At 36.8% G+C, this 17,598-nt stretch carries 17 protein-coding genes, 1 tRNA gene, 1 other RNA gene and 2 other annotated features; of the genes, 14 read left to right on the top strand and 5 right to left on the bottom strand.

Annotated elements, in window-relative coordinates:
- The first annotated feature begins 618 nt into the window (after positions 1-618).
- Entirely contained in the window at positions 619-1,182 is a 564-nt protein-coding gene (locus tag CDZ89_RS00460; protein ID WP_096156148.1) for a nucleotidyltransferase family protein, read from the top strand.
- Positions 1,183-1,219: 37 nt separating this feature from the next.
- Here the strand turns inward: CDZ89_RS00460 and CDZ89_RS00455 are convergent, their stop codons facing one another.
- The gene (locus CDZ89_RS00455; protein ID WP_096156146.1) at positions 1,220-2,176 is read right to left on the bottom strand and encodes a YaaC family protein; all 957 of its coding nucleotides are present in this window, start codon (positions 2,174-2,176) and stop codon (positions 1,220-1,222) included.
- A gap of 133 nt (positions 2,177-2,309) precedes the next feature.
- Here CDZ89_RS00455 and guaB point away from each other — a divergent pair, with 133 nt between their 5' ends.
- The 6 genes from guaB (at position 2,310) to CDZ89_RS00425 (ending at position 8,772) form a co-directional block, all read left to right on the top strand.
- Positions 2,310-3,776, top strand: coding sequence for an IMP dehydrogenase (gene guaB, locus CDZ89_RS00450; protein ID WP_096156144.1), 1,467 nt, complete (start codon positions 2,310-2,312; stop codon positions 3,774-3,776).
- 122 nt (positions 3,777-3,898) lie between these two features.
- Entirely contained in the window at positions 3,899-5,245 is a 1,347-nt protein-coding gene (locus CDZ89_RS00445; protein ID WP_096156142.1) for a D-alanyl-D-alanine carboxypeptidase family protein, read from the top strand.
- Positions 5,246-5,437: 192 nt separating this feature from the next.
- Entirely contained in the window at positions 5,438-6,322 is an 885-nt protein-coding gene (gene pdxS / locus CDZ89_RS00440; RefSeq protein WP_096156140.1) for a pyridoxal 5'-phosphate synthase lyase subunit PdxS, read from the top strand.
- A gap of 16 nt (positions 6,323-6,338) precedes the next feature.
- Positions 6,339-6,929: a pyridoxal 5'-phosphate synthase glutaminase subunit PdxT gene (gene pdxT, locus CDZ89_RS00435; RefSeq protein WP_096156138.1), complete on the top strand. Its 591-nt coding sequence runs from the start codon at positions 6,339-6,341 to the stop codon at positions 6,927-6,929.
- 73 nt (positions 6,930-7,002) lie between these two features.
- Positions 7,003-7,254: a binding site (T-box leader), on the top strand.
- 51 nt (positions 7,255-7,305) lie between these two features.
- A complete protein-coding gene (serS, locus tag CDZ89_RS00430; RefSeq protein ID WP_096156136.1) occupies positions 7,306-8,583 on the top strand; it encodes a serine--tRNA ligase in 1,278 nt (425 codons plus the stop codon).
- A gap of 96 nt (positions 8,584-8,679) precedes the next feature.
- A tRNA-Ser gene (locus CDZ89_RS00425) sits at positions 8,680-8,772 on the top strand.
- A 315-nt stretch (positions 8,773-9,087) separates the two neighbouring features.
- Here CDZ89_RS00425 and CDZ89_RS00420 read toward each other — a convergent pair.
- From CDZ89_RS00420 to CDZ89_RS00405, 4 genes are all read right to left on the bottom strand, one after another.
- The gene (locus CDZ89_RS00420; protein ID WP_100332964.1) at positions 9,088-9,759 is read right to left on the bottom strand and encodes a deoxynucleoside kinase; all 672 of its coding nucleotides are present in this window, start codon (positions 9,757-9,759) and stop codon (positions 9,088-9,090) included.
- Positions 9,756-10,397, bottom strand: a complete 642-nt coding sequence (locus CDZ89_RS00415) for a deoxynucleoside kinase (protein WP_100332963.1) — start codon at positions 10,395-10,397, stop codon at positions 9,756-9,758. The genes CDZ89_RS00420 and CDZ89_RS00415 overlap by 4 nt, the downstream gene beginning before the upstream one ends.
- A 186-nt stretch (positions 10,398-10,583) precedes the next feature.
- The gene (locus tag CDZ89_RS00410) at positions 10,584-11,882 is read right to left on the bottom strand and encodes a glycoside hydrolase family 18 protein (RefSeq protein ID WP_100332962.1); all 1,299 of its coding nucleotides are present in this window, start codon (positions 11,880-11,882) and stop codon (positions 10,584-10,586) included.
- A 57-nt stretch (positions 11,883-11,939) separates the two neighbouring features.
- The gene (locus tag CDZ89_RS00405; protein WP_100332961.1) at positions 11,940-12,488 is read right to left on the bottom strand and encodes a cysteine hydrolase family protein; all 549 of its coding nucleotides are present in this window, start codon (positions 12,486-12,488) and stop codon (positions 11,940-11,942) included.
- A 72-nt stretch (positions 12,489-12,560) separates the two neighbouring features.
- Between CDZ89_RS00405 and tadA the strand changes: the two genes are divergently transcribed.
- The 7 genes from tadA (at position 12,561) to CDZ89_RS00370 (ending at position 16,810) form a co-directional block, all read left to right on the top strand.
- Positions 12,561-13,046, top strand: coding sequence for a tRNA adenosine(34) deaminase TadA (gene tadA / locus CDZ89_RS00400; protein ID WP_096157027.1), 486 nt, complete (start codon positions 12,561-12,563; stop codon positions 13,044-13,046).
- A gap of 104 nt (positions 13,047-13,150) precedes the next feature.
- Positions 13,151-13,414: signal recognition particle sRNA large type (ffs, locus tag CDZ89_RS00395), an RNA gene on the top strand.
- A gap of 134 nt (positions 13,415-13,548) precedes the next feature.
- Positions 13,549-15,234, top strand: a complete 1,686-nt coding sequence (dnaX, locus tag CDZ89_RS00390; protein WP_096156126.1) for a DNA polymerase III subunit gamma/tau — start codon at positions 13,549-13,551, stop codon at positions 15,232-15,234.
- A gap of 26 nt (positions 15,235-15,260) precedes the next feature.
- Complete coding sequence (locus tag CDZ89_RS00385; RefSeq protein WP_096157026.1) at positions 15,261-15,584, top strand: YbaB/EbfC family nucleoid-associated protein; 324 nt, start codon at positions 15,261-15,263, stop codon at positions 15,582-15,584.
- Positions 15,585-15,595: 11 nt separating this feature from the next.
- Entirely contained in the window at positions 15,596-16,192 is a 597-nt protein-coding gene (recR, locus tag CDZ89_RS00380; protein WP_096156124.1) for a recombination mediator RecR, read from the top strand.
- A gap of 30 nt (positions 16,193-16,222) precedes the next feature.
- Positions 16,223-16,435, top strand: a complete 213-nt coding sequence (locus tag CDZ89_RS00375; protein ID WP_096156123.1) for a YaaL family protein — start codon at positions 16,223-16,225, stop codon at positions 16,433-16,435.
- 111 nt (positions 16,436-16,546) lie between these two features.
- Positions 16,547-16,810: a pro-sigmaK processing inhibitor BofA family protein gene (locus tag CDZ89_RS00370; RefSeq protein ID WP_096156121.1), complete on the top strand. Its 264-nt coding sequence runs from the start codon at positions 16,547-16,549 to the stop codon at positions 16,808-16,810.
- 343 nt (positions 16,811-17,153) lie between these two features.
- Positions 17,154-17,598, top strand: a sequence feature (16S ribosomal RNA rRNA prediction is too short).

The following is a 17,598-nucleotide window of genomic DNA, read 5'->3' as shown; positions in this document are numbered from 1 at the left end:
GAACACGGAAGTTAAGCTCTTCAGCGCCGATGGTAGTTGGGGGCTGTCCCCCTGTGAGAGTAGGACGTTGCCAGGCAAAGAGATAAGAAAAGTTCAGCGTTTAGGCGCTGGGCTTTTTTTGTTCTTGATTAGGAAATTATAATGGATAATTGTTTTGTTTAAATGAAGAAACTTTAGGTGTAGCATAAATTCATCAAGGGGTAACAAAAGGTTAGAAAGGTGTATCATAAAATCTTGAAGGTGTAGCATTAAAGTTGCGATGTGTAACGTATAAAATGGTGGTGTAGCATAAAGCGCCAGAAGTGTATCATAAATCATTTATAGTGTAGCAAAAAGAGCCTGAAAAGTAACAAGTATTATTTAATCAAACAAAAGTGCTAAAAGAAAAGCAGAGAATTAACAAAAATTATTAAACGAAATATAAGTGAATCAACTTTATAAATACGATTCGTTTATTGAAAAACGAATTATTTTCTTTATGGACTTTTACTATGTTAGTTTATGACACCGTTTATTAATAATATATTAGTTAAATAATTCGTTTTTCGTATAGTATTCGTACATTGTGAAACGGACTCAAGTAGTCTAATATTACAGAATGAAGAAGGTGAAGAGCTAATGATCTCAAATGAAGATGATATTAAAAAATTAATTAGTCTAGACGAATGGATGATGAGTATATTAAAAACTACTTACCGCCTAAATTTACCTGACTGGTGGATATGTGCTGGGTTTGTTCGTTCAAAAGTTTGGGATACCTTGCATGATTTTCCTGAACGTACCCCAATAGAGGATATAGATGTTATTTATTTTGATGAGTCTAACATAGATGAAGAAGTAGATAAACAGATTGAAATGCACCTACATTCTATTCATCCCAAAATACCTTGGTCCGTAAAAAATGAAGCGAGAATGCATCTGAAAAATAATATACCTCCATATTCTTCTTCTGTTGATGCAATATCAAAATTTCCAGAGACAGCTACTGCGATAGGAGTCAAATTAGATAAGGAACATAACTTAGTACTAACAACACCATGTGGTATAAATGACTTGATAAACATGATAGTTAAGCCTACCTCATTTTTTCAAACGAACAAAGAACAAATACATATATACAATAATCGTTTAAAAATGAAGAAGTGGCATGAAAAATGGAATAAAGTAAAGTATGACTTATAAAAACAAGAGGATTCTAGAAAGAAGTGGATAGAAGCCTCTATCCACTTCTAAATAACTCATGTAAAAAAGTGAATAGTAAATAAGGCACTTTATTCTCTGTAACAGAAAGAAATTCGATAATATAAGAACGATCACTACTATGAAAAGTGTGCATCAGTTCTCCCCACCACTCCGTTTCATATCGAGAGACCATACTTAAGTTGTACAAGATTAAGTAATGAACCATTAGCTCGTTCAAGCTATGCTTGAACGTTTCCTTGTCTCTAGGAAAGAGAACGATTTTGTCTAACAAGCTAACTTGTATAGGGAAACTATTGTTCAAATGAACGTCCCCGCTAAATACAAGATGGTTTTCCGAATCACCCTTCTCGTGTTTCAATTTTGTGTTCGCTTCTACAAAGGAAATAAATCTATCTTTCGTCATATGATAATCATCTAGAATAGAATCACGAAAAGACCAAGGTCCATTTGGATACTCCCCAATTTCCATCATATTGTTTTTCTTCTGAAGAGTAACAAACATTTCACGTAGCTCCGGAATAAAGAGTAGTAATTCTTCCATTGAGAATTTTGTCCCCTCTATATGTTTCACATGAAACATTTTGTCGGAAAAGAGTGAAAAAAGTCCATTCTTTTGCGTTTTTACTTCATCATGTAAAAACGTATAGCTTTGCTTTTTCCTTTTACGCGTAGAAACTCCATGGGCTAATACAGAAGTATTCTCTGGATAGTGTGGATCGACTGTCAATAAACATGCTTTTATAAGCTGTACCATTCCGTAAAACAATAGTACAGGTTTTATGGAAAGAGGTGATTTCTTAGCTTGCTCATAATAGGTTATACCGTGCTCAAGGAAGTAGATAAATCGATAAACATTTGCATAACTTAGTTCTAAGTTTGCAATCCCTTGCTTTTTATAACATTTATGTAAAAATGGTTGTGCAACATCTGCAGATTGAAATATATGAAACGAATCAAGCAGGTTTTTCATCATAACTCCCCTTTAAAGCCTAAATGTATTTTTCTGAATAATCCAACTTATCCTTACCTTCTTGACAGTATTTTACCCAGTTGTTACGCTACTAATAATATTTTCAGGTTTCATTATTAAAGGGGGATTTTTTGTCATGTGGGAAAGCAAGTTTGCAAAAGAAGGTTTAACGTTTGATGATGTTCTTTTAGTACCAGCAAAATCAGAAGTTCTTCCGAAAGACGTAGATTTAACTGTCCGTTTAACCGATACATTACAGTTAAATGTACCAATCATTAGCGCTGGTATGGATACTGTTACCGAAGCTGCAATGGCTATTGCAATGGCTAGACAAGGTGGATTAGGTATTATTCATAAAAATATGTCTATTGAACAGCAAGCTGAGCAAGTAGACAAGGTAAAGCGTTCTGAAAGTGGCGTTATTACAAATCCTTTCTTTTTAACTCCCGACCATCAAGTATTTGATGCAGAACACTTAATGGGTAAATATAGAATTTCTGGTGTTCCAATCGTAAACAATCTCGAAGAAAAAATTCTAGTAGGTATTTTGACTAACCGAGATTTGCGTTTTATTTCGGATTATTCTATCCCGATTTCAGATGTCATGACAAAAGAAAACTTAGTGACAGCTCCTGTTGGTACGACATTAGCTGAAGCAGAAAAAATCCTTCAAAAGTATAAAATTGAAAAGTTGCCTTTAGTAGATGAAACAGGCGTTTTAAAAGGTTTAATTACCATTAAGGATATTGAAAAAGTTATCGAATTCCCAAATTCAGCAAAAGATTCCCAAGGTAGATTAGTAGTAGGTGCAGCTGTCGGTGTTACTGCTGATACGATGATTCGCGTGGAGAAATTAGTAGAAGCTGGGGTAGATGTAATAGTAGTAGATACAGCACATGGGCATTCCCAAGGTGTTATCGATACGGTAAGAAAAATAAGAGAAGCATTCCCAGGTTTAAATATTATTGCAGGTAATGTGGCAACGGCTGAAGCTACTAGAGAGTTAGTTGAAGCCGGAGCAAATATAGTTAAAGTTGGTATTGGACCGGGCTCTATTTGTACGACGCGGGTCGTTGCTGGTGTCGGTGTACCACAAATTACTGCCGTTTATGACTGCGCAACAGAAGCAAGAAAACATGGTGTTTCTATTATTGCTGATGGTGGTATTAAGTATTCTGGTGATATTGTAAAGGCGCTAGCAGCTGGTGGACACGTTGTTATGTTAGGAAGTATGTTAGCTGGTACATCGGAAAGTCCTGGAGAAACAGAAATATACCAAGGCCGTCGCTTTAAAGTATACCGTGGTATGGGCTCCGTTGGTGCAATGGAAAAAGGAAGCAAAGATCGATATTTCCAAGAGGACAATAAAAAGTTTGTTCCAGAAGGAATTGAAGGACGTGTACCATATAAAGGTCCTGTAGGCGAAACTATTTATCAAATGGTAGGCGGCTTGCGTTCTGGTATGGGTTATTGTGGATCAAAGAACTTAGAGGAATTAAGAGAAAATGCTCAATTTGTCAAAATGACCGGGGCTGGATTAAGAGAAAGTCATCCCCATGATGTGCAAATTACAAAAGAATCACCTAACTATTCCATATCTTAACAACCTATGGTTCAATAGGCTTAACATAGATGGAGAAAGTACCCAACTTTCTCTGTCTATTTTTTTTGTACAATGTATGTTAAAATAACGACTATGTGAAAAAAAGTATGGAGGTCATACAAGTGAAAAAGAATTTTAAAAAGTTATTAATTAGTATTTTATCCATTGTGTTAATAAGTACAGTATTCACTATAAATCCAGTAAAAGCGCAAGAGAATGATTTTCTTAATGTAAATGCAAGTGCTGCTATTTTAGTAGATTACAATACAGGACAAGTTATATATCAAAAAAATGCGGATGTTTTATTACCAATCGCAAGTATGACAAAGATGATGTCAGAGTACTTAATCCTTGAGGCAATCAATGAAGGAAGACTTAAATGGGATGACCAGTACAACGTAAGTGAGTATGTTTACCGTGTATCACAAAATAGAGGTCTATCGAATGTACCTTTACGAGCAGATGGCACCTATTCAGTGAAAGAGTTATATGAAGCGATGGCGATTTACTCTGCTAACGGAGCAACTATTGCGCTAGCAGAAATGGTTGGTGGATCTGAAAGTAATTTTGTGCGTATGATGAATGACAAAGGTGCAGAACTAGGCTTAGGAGAATTTGAGTTTGTTAATACTACAGGATTAAACAACAGCAGTCTTGGTGGGATGCACCCTGAAGGTACTGCAGCTGATGCAGAAAGTAGAATGTCTGCAGAGGCTCTAGCAAAACTAGCTTATTTCTTAGTTAAAGATTTTCCAGAATTATTAGATACAGCGAGTATTCCTTTTAAAAAATTCCGTGAAGGAACAACTGATGAGATTGATATGCCTAACTGGAATCGAATGGTATCCCATTCACAGTTTATCTATCCAGGAGCAGACGGTATTAAAACAGGTTTTACTTCTGCTGCAGGTTACTCTTTTACAGGCACAGCTAAGCGAGATGATTTACGTTTGATTTCCGTAGTGATGAATGCTAAAAATGCTGACGGTAATTCAACAGAATTTTCACGTTTTAGAGAAACAGAAAAAATGTTTAATTATGGTTTCACAAATTACTCTGTTACTGAATTATTCCCAGCAGGATTCCAACTAGAAGAGCAAGAAGTTGTTTCTGTAACGAAAGGGAAAGAAAAAGAAGTATCAGTGGAAACAAGCGAAGCATTAAAAATGTTAGTGAAGCGTGCGGAAGAAGATATGTTTGAAGCGGTCTATGTACTCGATGAAGAGCTATTAAATGATAAAGGTGAGTTAACAGCACCAATTGAAAAAGGAACGAAGATTGGTTATATGACGGTTAACTACACTGGTAATGATTTAAATTATTTGTTTGATCAATCTGTAACAGTAGATTTGGTAACAACAGTAGATATTGAAAAAGCTAATTGGTTTGTTTTAGCGACAAGAGGAATCGGCGGATTTTTCGGAGACATTTGGTCTTCTGTTGCTAGCACAGTAAAAGGTTGGTTCTAATAAAATATGAAAGCCCCTCTATTCCACATCGGATAGAGGGCTTTTTGTATAGAAATGAAACGAATAATTTTTTATTAGGATTTTTATTCGAATTCATGTAAAATATAGGTCAGGTATGTAAACAATATGGACAAGCTCCATTATACTTTAAATTAACATCATTTAGCCTACTACATAGAGGGGGATTTTATTATGACAAACACTGGAACAGATCGCGTTAAACGCGGTATGGCAGAAATGCAAAAAGGCGGCGTAATTATGGACGTTGTCAATGCAGAACAAGCAAGAATTGCGGAGGAAGCTGGAGCTGTTGCTGTAATGGCATTAGAGCGTGTACCTGCAGATATTCGTGCAGCAGGTGGAGTAGCTCGTATGGCTGATCCTACAATTATTGAGGATGTTATGAAGGCGGTTACTATTCCAGTAATGGCAAAAGCACGTATTGGCCATATTGTAGAAGCACGTGTTTTAGAATCAATGGGTGTAGATTACCTTGATGAGAGTGAAGTATTAACTCCTGCAGATGAAGAGTATCACTTAGATAAGCGTTCATTTACAGTACCATTTGTATGTGGTTGCCGTGATCTAGGAGAAGCATCACGCCGAATTGGTGAAGGTGCATCTATGCTTCGTACGAAGGGTGAACCGGGAACTGGTAATATCGTAGAGGCTGTTCGCCATATGCGTAAAGTAAATGCGCAAGTTCGCAAGCTTGTTCATATGAGTGAAGATGAGATAATGACAGAAGCAAAATTATTAGGCGCACCTTTTGAAATATTACTTGAAATCAAACGTTTAGGTAAATTACCAGTTGTAAACTTTGCTGCAGGTGGTATTGCTACTCCAGCTGATGCAGCGTTAATGATGCAACTTGGAGCAGACGGAGTATTCGTAGGTTCTGGTATCTTCAAATCAGACAACCCGGCTAAATTTGCACGTGCAATTGTAGAAGCAACAACGCACTACCAAGATTATGAGTTAATTGCTAGTCTTTCAAAAGGATTAGGTTCAGCGATGAAAGGTATCGAGATCTCTTCTTTATTACCTGAAAATCGTATGCAAGAACGCGGCTGGTAAAAAGGAGTTATCCAATATGTTGAAAATAGGTGTTTTAGGGCTTCAAGGAGCTGTAAGAGAACATGTTCGTTCTATTGAGGCAGCAGGTGCAGAGGCTCATGTTATTAAGAAAGTAGAACAATTACTAGAGATGGATGGCTTAATTATCCCTGGTGGCGAAAGTACAACGATGCGTCGCTTAATTGATAAATATTCATTCATGGACTCGCTTAAACAATTTGCAGCAGAAGGTAAGCCAATGTTCGGTACTTGTGCAGGCTTAATTTTAATAGCTAAACAAATTGTTGGCTACGGGGAACCACATATTGGCGTTATGGATGTAGTTGTAGAGCGTAACTCTTTTGGGCGTCAAGTAGACAGTTTTGAAGCAGAGCTAAGCATTGCTGGTGTTGGGGAAGACTTTATTGGTGTGTTTATAAGAGCGCCACATATCGTAGAAGTTGGCGAAGAAGTAGAAGTATTATGCAAACATAATGGACGTATTGTAGCGGCTAGACAAGGTCAGTTTTTAGGTTGCTCGTTCCATCCAGAATTAACGGATGATCACCGTATAACAGAGTACTTTGTAAAAATGGTAGAAGAGTCTAAATTAAAAACAATTGCATAAAACTATTGCAACTAAGCTAAACTTATAGTAAATTATTACAAAAGCAACAATAGACAGTATAAAATGATATATTTATAAAACAATGACAGGAAATAGTAACAAGTCTTTTATACTTTAGAGAGCCAGTGGTAGGTGCAAACTGGTGTATAAACCTTGTGAATCCATCCTTGAGTAAAGTAGCCTAATAGCATAGTATGTATGCTTAGTAAGTTACTTCGGTATAGAATGCCGTTATCTATGGAAAGTGGGAGAAATGTAGTCTTTTTTTGGCTAAAAGGTTTCTTCAACATGGGTGGCAACACGGGAATATACTCTCGTCCCTATTATGGGGACGGGAGTTTTTTATATTTTTTTAACATATAGGAGGCAAAAAATCATGTTAGATTTAAAGTTATTACGCGCTAACTTTGAAGAGGTAAAAGAAAAGCTTCAACATCGTGGAGAAGACTTGACGGATTTAAATCATTTTGAAGCATTAGATGTAAGAAGAAGAGAACTATTAATGCAAACAGAACAGTTAAAAAGCAAGCGAAACGATGTGTCTCAACAAGTAGCTTTATTGAAAAGAGAAAAGCAAGATGCTGACCAATTAATAACTGAAATGCGTGAAGTAGGGGATCAAATTAAAGAGCTTGACGAAGAGCTACGAGGTGTAGAAGAGAAGTTAGAATCATTACTTTTATCTATTCCTAACATTCCTCATGAGAGCGTTCCTGTTGGTACAACAGAAGATGATAACGTAGAAGCAAGAATATGGGGAGAAGTTCGAAACTTTGAATTCGAACCAAAACCACATTGGGAAGTTGCTGATGAATTAGGAATATTGGATTTCGAACGTGCAGGAAAAGTAACAGGAAGTCGTTTTGTATTTTACCGTGGCTTAGGCGCTCGTTTAGAAAGAGCTCTATTTAACTTCATGTTAGATTTACATGTGGATGAGCATGGCTATACTGAAGTGTTACCTCCGTACTTAATCAATAGAGCAAGTATGACTGGGACTGGACAATTACCTAAATTTGAAGAAGATGCATTCTTAATTGAAAAGGAAGATTATTTTTTAGCACCAACTGCAGAGGTACCAGTAACAAATATTCACCGTGACGAAATTCTTACAGATGAAATGCTACCAATCAACTATGCGGCATTTAGCGCTTGTTTCCGCTCTGAAGCAGGTTCTGCGGGGCGTGATACACGTGGACTAATTCGACAACACCAGTTTAATAAAGTGGAACTGGTAAAATTTGTTAAGCCAGAAGATTCTTATGCAGAGCTAGAGAAATTAACTGGACACGCTGAAAAAGTATTACAGTTACTTGGCCTACCATACCGAGTACTGAGTATGTGTACAGCAGATTTAGGGTTCACAGCTGCTAAAAAGTATGATATTGAAGTATGGATTCCAAGCTACGGGACGTACCGAGAAATTTCTTCTTGCAGTAACTTTGAAGCATTCCAAGCAAGGCGTGCGAACATTCGCTTCCGTCGTGATCCAAAGGCAAAACCTGAACATGTGCACACATTAAATGGTTCTGGACTTGCTATCGGTAGAACAGTAGCGGCAATTATTGAAAACTATCAGCAAGAAGATGGAACGATTTTAATTCCAGAAGTGTTGCGTCCTTACATGGGAAATAAAGAATTTATTACAAAATAAGCTACAGAAAAAAGTAGAGAAAAAAATTCTCTACTTTTTTTCTTAGAATGGTTGACATGTTATTTGTATATATGATATATTACTACTTGTCGATACGGAGGAATACCCAAGTCTGGCTGAAGGGATCGGTCTTGAAAACCGACAGGGGTGTCAAAGCCCGCGGGGGTTCGAATCCCTCTTCCTCCTCCATTGATTATTAATAGGAACTATCCTATTATTATAGCGCATAAATTGGAGAACATATCCGTTACCTGGAGAAGTAACGGATTTTTTGTTGGAATGAAAAGCCGCCAAGCAATTGGCGGCTTATTTTTTATAAGTGTTGTTAGGAATAAGGATTAGTTCAGGCTCCTCCAGATATATAGGTGAAATTTCAGGATATATAATAATTATCAATTTAAAATTAAAAGTTTAAGCCATACGAGTAGTTTACCGAATAAGGCTAAGAAAAGCCCCAATCATCCTGCTAACAAAGCAAAATGGTTGGGGCTTTTTTTACTTTTCTTATTTTTTCACAAGTAATTGTGTTTGTCTAATATGGTTTGAAACCTTTTCAATAATAGGTTCAATGGAAGTTTCATTTTGTACCACATCATACTCGTTGATATTTAATCGTAATACAGGACATGCATTGAAGTTATTGATCCAATTCTCGTAGCGACCATGCATTTCTTGCCAATACGCAATAGGAGTTTGCTGCTCCATCGGACGACCTCTTTGCTCAATACGAGCTAAAATATCCTCTAAGCTTCCTTCTAAATAAATTAGTAAGTCAGGATGTGGGAAGTAAGGTGTCATCACCATTGCTTCAAAAAGGCTAGTATATGTTTCATAATCAACTGGTGTCATTGTACCTTTTTCATAATGCATTTTGGCAAAAATACCTGTATCTTCATAAATGGAACGATCTTGTATGAATCCTCCACCGTACTCAAATATTTTTTTTTGCTCTTTATATCGTTCAGCTAAAAAGTAAATTTGTAAGTGAAAGCTCCAACGTTGAAAATCAGCATAAAATTTATCTAAATATGGATTTGTGTCCACCTTTTCAAATGATGTACGGAAATCAAGGGCTTGTGCTAATGCTTTTGTCATGGTTGATTTTCCAACACCAACTGTACCAGCAATGGTAATAACAGCATTTGATGGTATACCGTATTTTTCTCTTAAATTCATGTAATGACTACTCCTTTATGCAACGTGTCTTGTAATTTTTGAATAATAAGTTGTAAATCTTCTTCTCGTTGGACGAAGTCAATGTCATCGCCACTGAAACGAAGCACGGGAATATTAGGATATTTCTTCTCAAACTCACCCATTGCTGTATCATAATCAATGCTAAGTTGTTGTAAATAAAGTGGATCAATACTTTTCTCTATTTCTCTTCCACGCATTTGAATTCGTTCTAATAGCGTATCTAAGCTAGCGTTTAAATATACTACTACATTTGGCACAGGCATGTCCTGCGTTAAAATATCGTATATATTTAAATACTTATCATATTGTTTATCTCTTAAAGTACGCTTGGCGAAGATTAAGTTTTTCATTATATGATAATCTGCTACAACAGGGTTATCATTTTGTAAATATAATGTTTCGATGTCTTCTAATTGCTTATATCTATTGCATAGGAAGAACATTTCTGTTTGAAAACTCCACTCATCAATGTTTTTATAAAATTTCCCGAGAAATGGATTTTCATCTACAATTTCTTTTAATAAATGATAGTTAAATTCAGCAGCGATCTTTTTGGCTAAAGAAGTTTTTCCTACACCAATTGGACCTTCAACTGTAATAAATGGTGTTGCTTGCAATGTATTGCACCCCTTTACTAATAGAAACCATATACAGTTACTATATTTGGACAGATAAATAATATTCTACCATACATGTTGTGATAGGTGGGGAAAATTTTCTACCTCAAGAAATGCAAAAAAAAGAAGACCGTTCTATTAAAATGAAAGTTAAATTCTCCATTTCATAAAAAGGTCTAATCTATGTTAATTTGTTGTAGGTAGCTTTCTTACTTCAAAGTTGTCGTAAATGAGTAACCAGTTTTGAGGGAAATATAAACCTAGCTTCCAATAACTTATCCCTCGTAAGTTTAATTCTTTAACGAGATCGAATTTAGCTTGAATGCTCCTAGCATCTTCAAACCATACTTCATGTTCTGCTCCTTCGTTATCTACGTAATTAAAGAAAGGCGCTTGTGCCTCTTCGTCATATTGAATAGGTACATTGTTATCGCTTGCTAATTTTATAGCTGCTTGCGGACTTAACGCTCTAGCATATTCTCCACCAGGCTCGAATGGAAGTGTCCAATCATAGCCATATAAATTTTGTCCCATCATTATTTTTTCGCTAGGCAATTCTGTTATCGCATACTCAAGCACTTCTCTAACCGGTCCGATTGGAGATACAGCCATTGGTGGGCCTCCACTGTAGCCCCATTCATATGTCATAATAACAACAAAATCTACAATTTCTCCGTGCGCTTTATAATCGTGCGCTTCATACCATCGTCCTGGCTGATCTGCTCTCGTTTTTGGTGCTAGTGCAGTAGAGATAAGCCATCCTTCTTGACGGAAACGGTCTCGCGCTTTTCGTAGAAATGTATTATATGCTTCTCTGTCTTCTGGACGTAAATATTCTAAATCTAAATGAATATCACGGAAGTTATACTTTCTTGCAGTAATAACAATGTTATTTAATAAATTATTTTGTACAGTCATATCATTCAAAATGACTCGACCTAACTCATCGCTAAACTGTCCATCTTCTAAGTTCGTTAGTACCATCATAAGTGTTACATTATTTTGCTCTGCAATTTCAGGTATTCCATTTAACGGAGGCTCCTTTAATGAACCGTCTCTTAAAATTTCAAAACTAAATGGAGCTAAGTATGTTAAAAGCGGTGCGGTATTTCTTGCACTTTGCAATAGCTGGTCAGATACTGCGTTTCCTCGTGGTTCAATGTAAGCATTAAATTCCGCCTCTACTTTAGGTTGAGGTGGAATATATAGTCTCAGTCCAACACGTAGTGGCTGGTTCGTATCAAGCTGGTTGATCTCCGCTAACCTAGTAGCAGAAATACCAAAGCGTCTGCCAATTGAAAATAAGTTATCGCCAGGTTGAACAAAATAAAAACGGCCAACAATTGGAATAACAAGTGCCTGACCTACAACTAAATTATTTGGATTAGGTAAAGCATTGGATGCGACAATATCTTCTACAGTAGTACCGTAAGCTTGAGCGATACCAAACAGTGTTTGCCCTTGTTGTACAACGTGAATTTGCAAAAAACTCACCCCTTCATAAATTTTCTCCTTTATCAATATATGAAGGGGATTGTAAAATCATGATGAAAGTTTATTTAAAATATCTTTTGTACAGGACACATTTGCCTTTAAGACGTTTTCCATCATCGTAAAGGCAAATTCATTATCTTCATCACTGTTAGACGCTATTGCGTCCTTTGGAATAGTTAAAGAAAAATCTCTCATATAAGCATCATTTGCCGTGAAGAGTACACAAATATTTCCGGCTATTCCTGTTAAAATGAGATCTGTAACATTAAAGTGAAGTAGCATTGTATGTAAAGGTGTATCATAGAATGCAGAGTGTCTTGGTTTAATGAGAAAAAAATCATCTTTATCTGGAGTTATCGAGCGAATGACATTTTTGCTAATTTCATTCGTACATTTATCTATAATCTTTGTGTAGTCCGCTTGCCATAAATCGTAATGGTCGTTAACGTATATGATAGGGAGCTTATGTTTGTTCATATGTTTTTTCAATTCTAATATATTTGGAAGCATCCCGATTGTTTTGTCCGCAAGTATTTTTCCATGGTTAAACTGAAAGTCATTAATCATGTCGATAATAAGTAAGGCAGTCTTTTTCAAATGTACACCTCCATAAGCATTATTGTACCTAATTTATTAAGAAAATATAGATATAAGGAATGGTTTCAAATGATCGAACAATTTTCTGATGAATATTTTATGAAGCTAGCAATAGAAGAAGCAAAAAAAGCGGAGTTAATAAATGAAGTTCCGATTGGTGCCATAATTGTAAAAGACAATGAGATAATTGGAACAGGATTTAATAGAAGGGAAACTAGCCAACGTTCTATCACGCATGCTGAAGTTTTAGCAATAGAGGAAGCTTGCGAAAAAGTCGGTTCCTGGCGACTAGAGGATACTACCCTATACGTAACATTAGAGCCATGTCCAATGTGCGCAGGAGCTATTGTGCAATCTCGTATAAAGAAAGTTGTCTATGGAGCAATCGACCCTAAAGCTGGATGTGCAGGAACTTTAATGAATTTATTACAAGAAGAGCGCTTTAACCATCAATCAGATGTAGTTAGTGGAGTGTTAGCGGAAGAGTGCGGGCAAATGCTCACTTCTTTCTTTCAAAAACTGAGAGAAAAGAAAAAAGCTGCGAAGCGTAAAGAATAGACTCCTAAAAATTTACAGATGAAACTGGTTGATTTTTTAGACGGAACAAGCTATACTTAGTCATGTACTCAACAGAGTGCACATAACATTATGTTATACTTTTGCCGTGCTAAGCGGGGAGGTAGCGGTGCCCTGTACTCGCAATCCGCTCTAGCGAGGCCGAATCCCTTCTCGAGGTTAGCAGGCTGTAGGGCTGCCTTAAGTAAGTGGTGTTGACACCTGGGTCCTGCGCAATGAGAACCCGTGAACTATGTCAGGTCCGGAAGGAAGCAGCATTAAGCGGACTCTCTCATGTGCCGCAGGGTTGCCTGGGTCGAGCTAACTGCTTAAGTAACGCCTATGGTGGCTAATCGACAGAAGGTGCACGGCAGTTATACTTATAAAAACAACTCACTCCTAAAGAGTGGGTTTTTTTATGGCCAAAAATGATTATTCTCCTTTGGTTTACTTTCTATAATAAGTTATAATAGGAAAAGGGAAAAATGGAGAGGGGGGCTTAAAAGTGGCATATCAAGCATTATATCGTGTTTTCCGACCACAACTCTTCCAAGATGTAGTTGGACAGGAGCATATAACAAAAACGTTACAAAACGCCCTGCTTCAACAGAAATTTTCACATGCATACCTTTTTTCTGGCCCCCGTGGTACAGGAAAAACGAGTGCGGCCAAAATATTAGCAAAAGCGGTTAACTGTGAACATGCACCAGTAGCGGAGCCGTGTAACGAATGTTCAGCATGTAAAGGAATTACAGACGGCTCTATATCAGATGTGTTAGAAATTGATGCTGCATCTAATAACGGAGTGGACGAAATTAGGGATATACGAGACAAGGTTAAGTATGCGCCTAGCTCAGTTCGTTACAAAGTTTATATTATTGATGAAGTACATATGCTTTCTATCGGTGCTTTTAATGCGTTATTAAAAACATTAGAAGAGCCACCAAAACATGTTATCTTTATTTTGGCAACGACAGAACCTCATAAAATACCTTTGACTATTATATCTAGATGTCAACGATTTGATTTCCGTAGGATCACTTCGGAGTCGATTGTTGGAAGGATGGAACAAGTCATACGCGCTCAAGGGATTTCTGCAGAACCGAAAGCTTTATCTGCTATTGCGAGAGCGGCAGAAGGTGGTATGAGGGATGCTTTAAGTTTACTAGATCAAGCTATATCTTTTAGTGATGGGGAATTAACAGTCCAAGATGCCCTTGCCATTACCGGTTCTGTATCTCAAACTTTTTTGACGAATTTGGTACAGGCCATCACAAATAAAGATGTAAGTGCAGCGTTAGATGCATTAAATGAATTATTTAGTCTAGGGAAAGACCCAACTCGTTTTCTAGAAGATTTAATTTTCTATTATCGTGATATGTTACTTTATAAGGCAGCTCCAAATTTAGAAAATATATTAGATATTGTAAAAGCGGATGACGAATTTAAGAATTTTGCAGAATCTATTCCTGCTCCAGCGATATACGAAACCATTGATATTCTAAATAGTAGTCAACAGGAAATGAAATGGACAAACCACCCTAGAATATATTTAGAAGTAGCACTTGTGAAGCTTTGCCAGCTAAAAGGTGGAACAACTGAAGCTGCAGATCAAAGTCAAGTCGATGTTTTACTTAACCGTATTAATCAATTGGAACAACAACTAAAGCAACTTTCTACTAATCAGGTAGCTGTACAAACTAGCAGCCCATCGGCAAAACCGCAAAGAACAGCTACATCAAAAAGTTCCTTTAAGCCAGCAACCGGTAAGATTAATGAAATATTAAAACAAGCGACACGCCCTGATCTAGATTTAGTAAAAAGTAAATGGGCTGAACTATTAGAAGGATTAAAACACAATAATAAAGTATCTATAGCAGCGCTATTAAATGATAGTGAACCAGTAGCTGCCTCAACGAATGCTTTTGTGTTAAAATTTAAATATGAAATTCATTGTCAGATGGCATCAGACGAAGAGGCAAAACAACTTATTCAACAAATTCTTTCTGAATTAACAGGGAGAAACTTAGAGATGGTAGTTGTACCGATGGAGCAATGGCAATTAATTCGAGAAGATTTTATTAATGGACAAAAGTCTAGCGAAGACAAGCAAAAAGAAGCGGATGAAGATCCGTTAATTGAAGAAGCAAAAAAGCTTGTCGGTCCTGAACTATTAGAAATTAAAGACTAACTTATTATTAGGAGGAATGTAGCATGATGCGTGGCGGAATGGGTAACATGCAAAAAATGATGAAACAAATGCAAAAAATGCAAAAGGATATGGCAAAAGCTCAAGAAGAATTAGCTGTTAAAACAGTTGAAGGTACTGCTGGTGGCGGTATGGTAACGGTTATTGTAAACGGGCAAAAAGAAGTAATTGATGTAAATATTAAAGCTGAAGTAGTAGATCCAGATGACATCGAGATGTTACAAGACTTAGTCCTTGCGGCAACAAATGACGCACTGAAGAAAATGGAAGATTTAACAAATGATACAATGGGACAATTTACAAAAGGAATGAATATGCCAGGACTTTTCTAGGAGGATAAGAAATGCACTATCCTGAACCTATATCAAAGCTTATTGATAGCTTTATGAAACTGCCAGGTATCGGGCCCAAAACGGCTGCTCGTCTGGCTTTTTTTATATTAAATATGAAAGAAGACACAGTTTTAGACTTTGCTAAAGCATTAGTGAATGCTAAGCGAAATTTATCTTATTGCACCGTTTGTGGGCATATTACAGATAAAGACCCGTGTTATATTTGTGACGATGAACGACGAGATCGTTCGATTATATGTGTTATTCAAGAAACAAAAGATGTTATCGCGATGGAAAAAATGAAAGACTACAATGGTTTGTATCATGTTCTACATGGTGCAATTTCTCCTATGGATGGCATTGGACCTGAGGATATTAAAATATCGGAGTTAATACAAAGGCTTCAAGGTGATGAAGTGCAAGAAGTTATATTAGCTACTAACCCTAATATTGAGGGGGAAGCTACTGCTATGTACATTTCTAGACTGTTGAAACCTACTGGAATTGTCATTACGAGAATTGCACATGGTTTACCAGTAGGTGGAGATTTAGAATATGCAGATGAAGTGACGTTATCAAAAGCATTAGAAGGAAGACGTCAAATATAACTTAATTTTTGAAATGGGGTAATAAAACGTATGTTCTTTCGGAAAAAGGACCGTTTAAAAAACCAATTTGATGAGAAAATAATGAAGCTAACGGAAGAAAATAAAGATCTTTGGTCAAAAAAGAAAGCATTAGTAGAAAAAAGTCTCGACCCTTCCGAAGAGGTTGTATGTAAACTCAAACTAGCGGAAGCAAAGTATCTCTTTCTATTAAAAGAAGTGCGATATCGAAAAATGAAAAAGTAGAAGTGCACTTTTGCGCTTCTACTTTTTCATTTTTATATGTTACAGCTAGTTCTAACTAATCCTCTATAATCATAAAATTATAGTAGTACAAGCGTATGGAGGGGGATTATTTTGCAACCTTTACTTGTTATAAGCATAATTATTGCTTTGATAATTGTAATATTAATAGTAGGAACACCGTTTAAACCGTTACGATTCCTTGGGCAAGGTGTAATTAAATTAATGATCGGAGCGTTATTCTTATTCTTCTTAAACGCATTTGGTAACTATTTTGGTATTCACGTCCCAATTAATGTTACTACTTCAGCCATTTCAGGTTTTTTAGGGATTCCGGGAGTAGCTGCATTAGTCATTATACAGATGTTTATTTTGTAGTTTATGATTGTTCCTATTACCTTGATAAATTTCCTTGTTAGGAAGTTTATTTTTTTTGTTGACTTCATTCATTATAGGTGATATATTATTACTTGTCGCTAAAACAGCGAACTGAACGACTTATAAAAAATAATAAAAAGTATTGACGTAAGAGTTTATGCGTGATATTATATTTAAGTCGTGTGAATGCGACACAAGCTCTTTGAAAACTAAACAAAACAACAGCGTGTAAGTTAATCTTTAAGATTAACAACAAACAATTAATTGACATTAGTCAGCAAACATTATGAGCATAAGCTCAAACACTCTTCGGAGAGTTTGATCCTGGCTCAGGACGAACGCTGGCGGCGTGCCTAATACATGCAAGTCGAGCGAATCTGATAAAAGCTTGCTTTTTGAAGATTAGCGGCGGACGGGTGAGTAACACGTGGGCAACCTGCCTGTAAGACTGGGATAACTTCGGGAAACCGGAGCTAATACCGGATAATATAAAGAACCTCCTGGTTCTTTATTGAAAGATGGTTTCGGCTATCACTTACAGATGGGCCCGCGGCGCATTAGCTAGTTGGTGAGGTAACGGCTCACCAAGGCAACGATGCGTAGCCGACCTGAGAGGGTGATCGGCCACACTGGGACTGAGACACGGCCCAGACTCCTACGGGAGGCAGCAGTAGGGAATCTTCCACAATGGACGAAAGTCTGATGGAGCAACGCCGCGTGAGCGATGAAGGCCTTCGGGTCGTAAAGCTCTGTTGTTAGGGAAGAACAAGTACCGGAGTAACTGCCGG

Origin of the sequence: Bacillus alkalisoli, from assembly GCF_002797415.1 — a bacterium.
In the GTDB taxonomy this organism is placed as follows: Bacteria; Bacillota; Bacilli; order Bacillales; family Bacillaceae_I; genus Bacillus_CD; species Bacillus_CD alkalisoli.
The sequence above is the reverse complement of the archived record's forward strand: the minus strand, read 5'-3'. Positions and strand labels throughout refer to the sequence as shown.

Bases quoted from the DNA above. Each gene is read 5' to 3' on its own strand.
- pdxT (WP_096156138.1), top strand. From the start codon at position 6,339: ATGTTGAAAATAGGTGTTTTAGGGCTTCAAGGAGCTGTAAGAGAACAT.
- recR (WP_096156124.1), top strand. From the start codon at position 15,596: ATGCACTATCCTGAACCTATATCAAAGCTTATTGATAGCTTTATGAAA.
- CDZ89_RS00455 (WP_096156146.1), bottom strand. From the start codon at position 2,176: ATGATGAAAAACCTGCTTGATTCGTTTCATATATTTCAATCTGCAGAT.
- guaB (WP_096156144.1), top strand. From the start codon at position 2,310: ATGTGGGAAAGCAAGTTTGCAAAAGAAGGTTTAACGTTTGATGATGTT.
- CDZ89_RS00375 (WP_096156123.1), top strand. From the start codon at position 16,223: ATGTTCTTTCGGAAAAAGGACCGTTTAAAAAACCAATTTGATGAGAAA.
- CDZ89_RS00460 (WP_096156148.1), top strand. From the start codon at position 619: ATGATCTCAAATGAAGATGATATTAAAAAATTAATTAGTCTAGACGAA.
- CDZ89_RS00385 (WP_096157026.1), top strand. From the start codon at position 15,261: ATGCGTGGCGGAATGGGTAACATGCAAAAAATGATGAAACAAATGCAA.
- CDZ89_RS00420 (WP_100332964.1), bottom strand. From the start codon at position 9,759: ATGAATTTAAGAGAAAAATACGGTATACCATCAAATGCTGTTATTACC.
- serS (WP_096156136.1), top strand. From the start codon at position 7,306: ATGTTAGATTTAAAGTTATTACGCGCTAACTTTGAAGAGGTAAAAGAA.
- pdxS (WP_096156140.1), top strand. From the start codon at position 5,438: ATGACAAACACTGGAACAGATCGCGTTAAACGCGGTATGGCAGAAATG.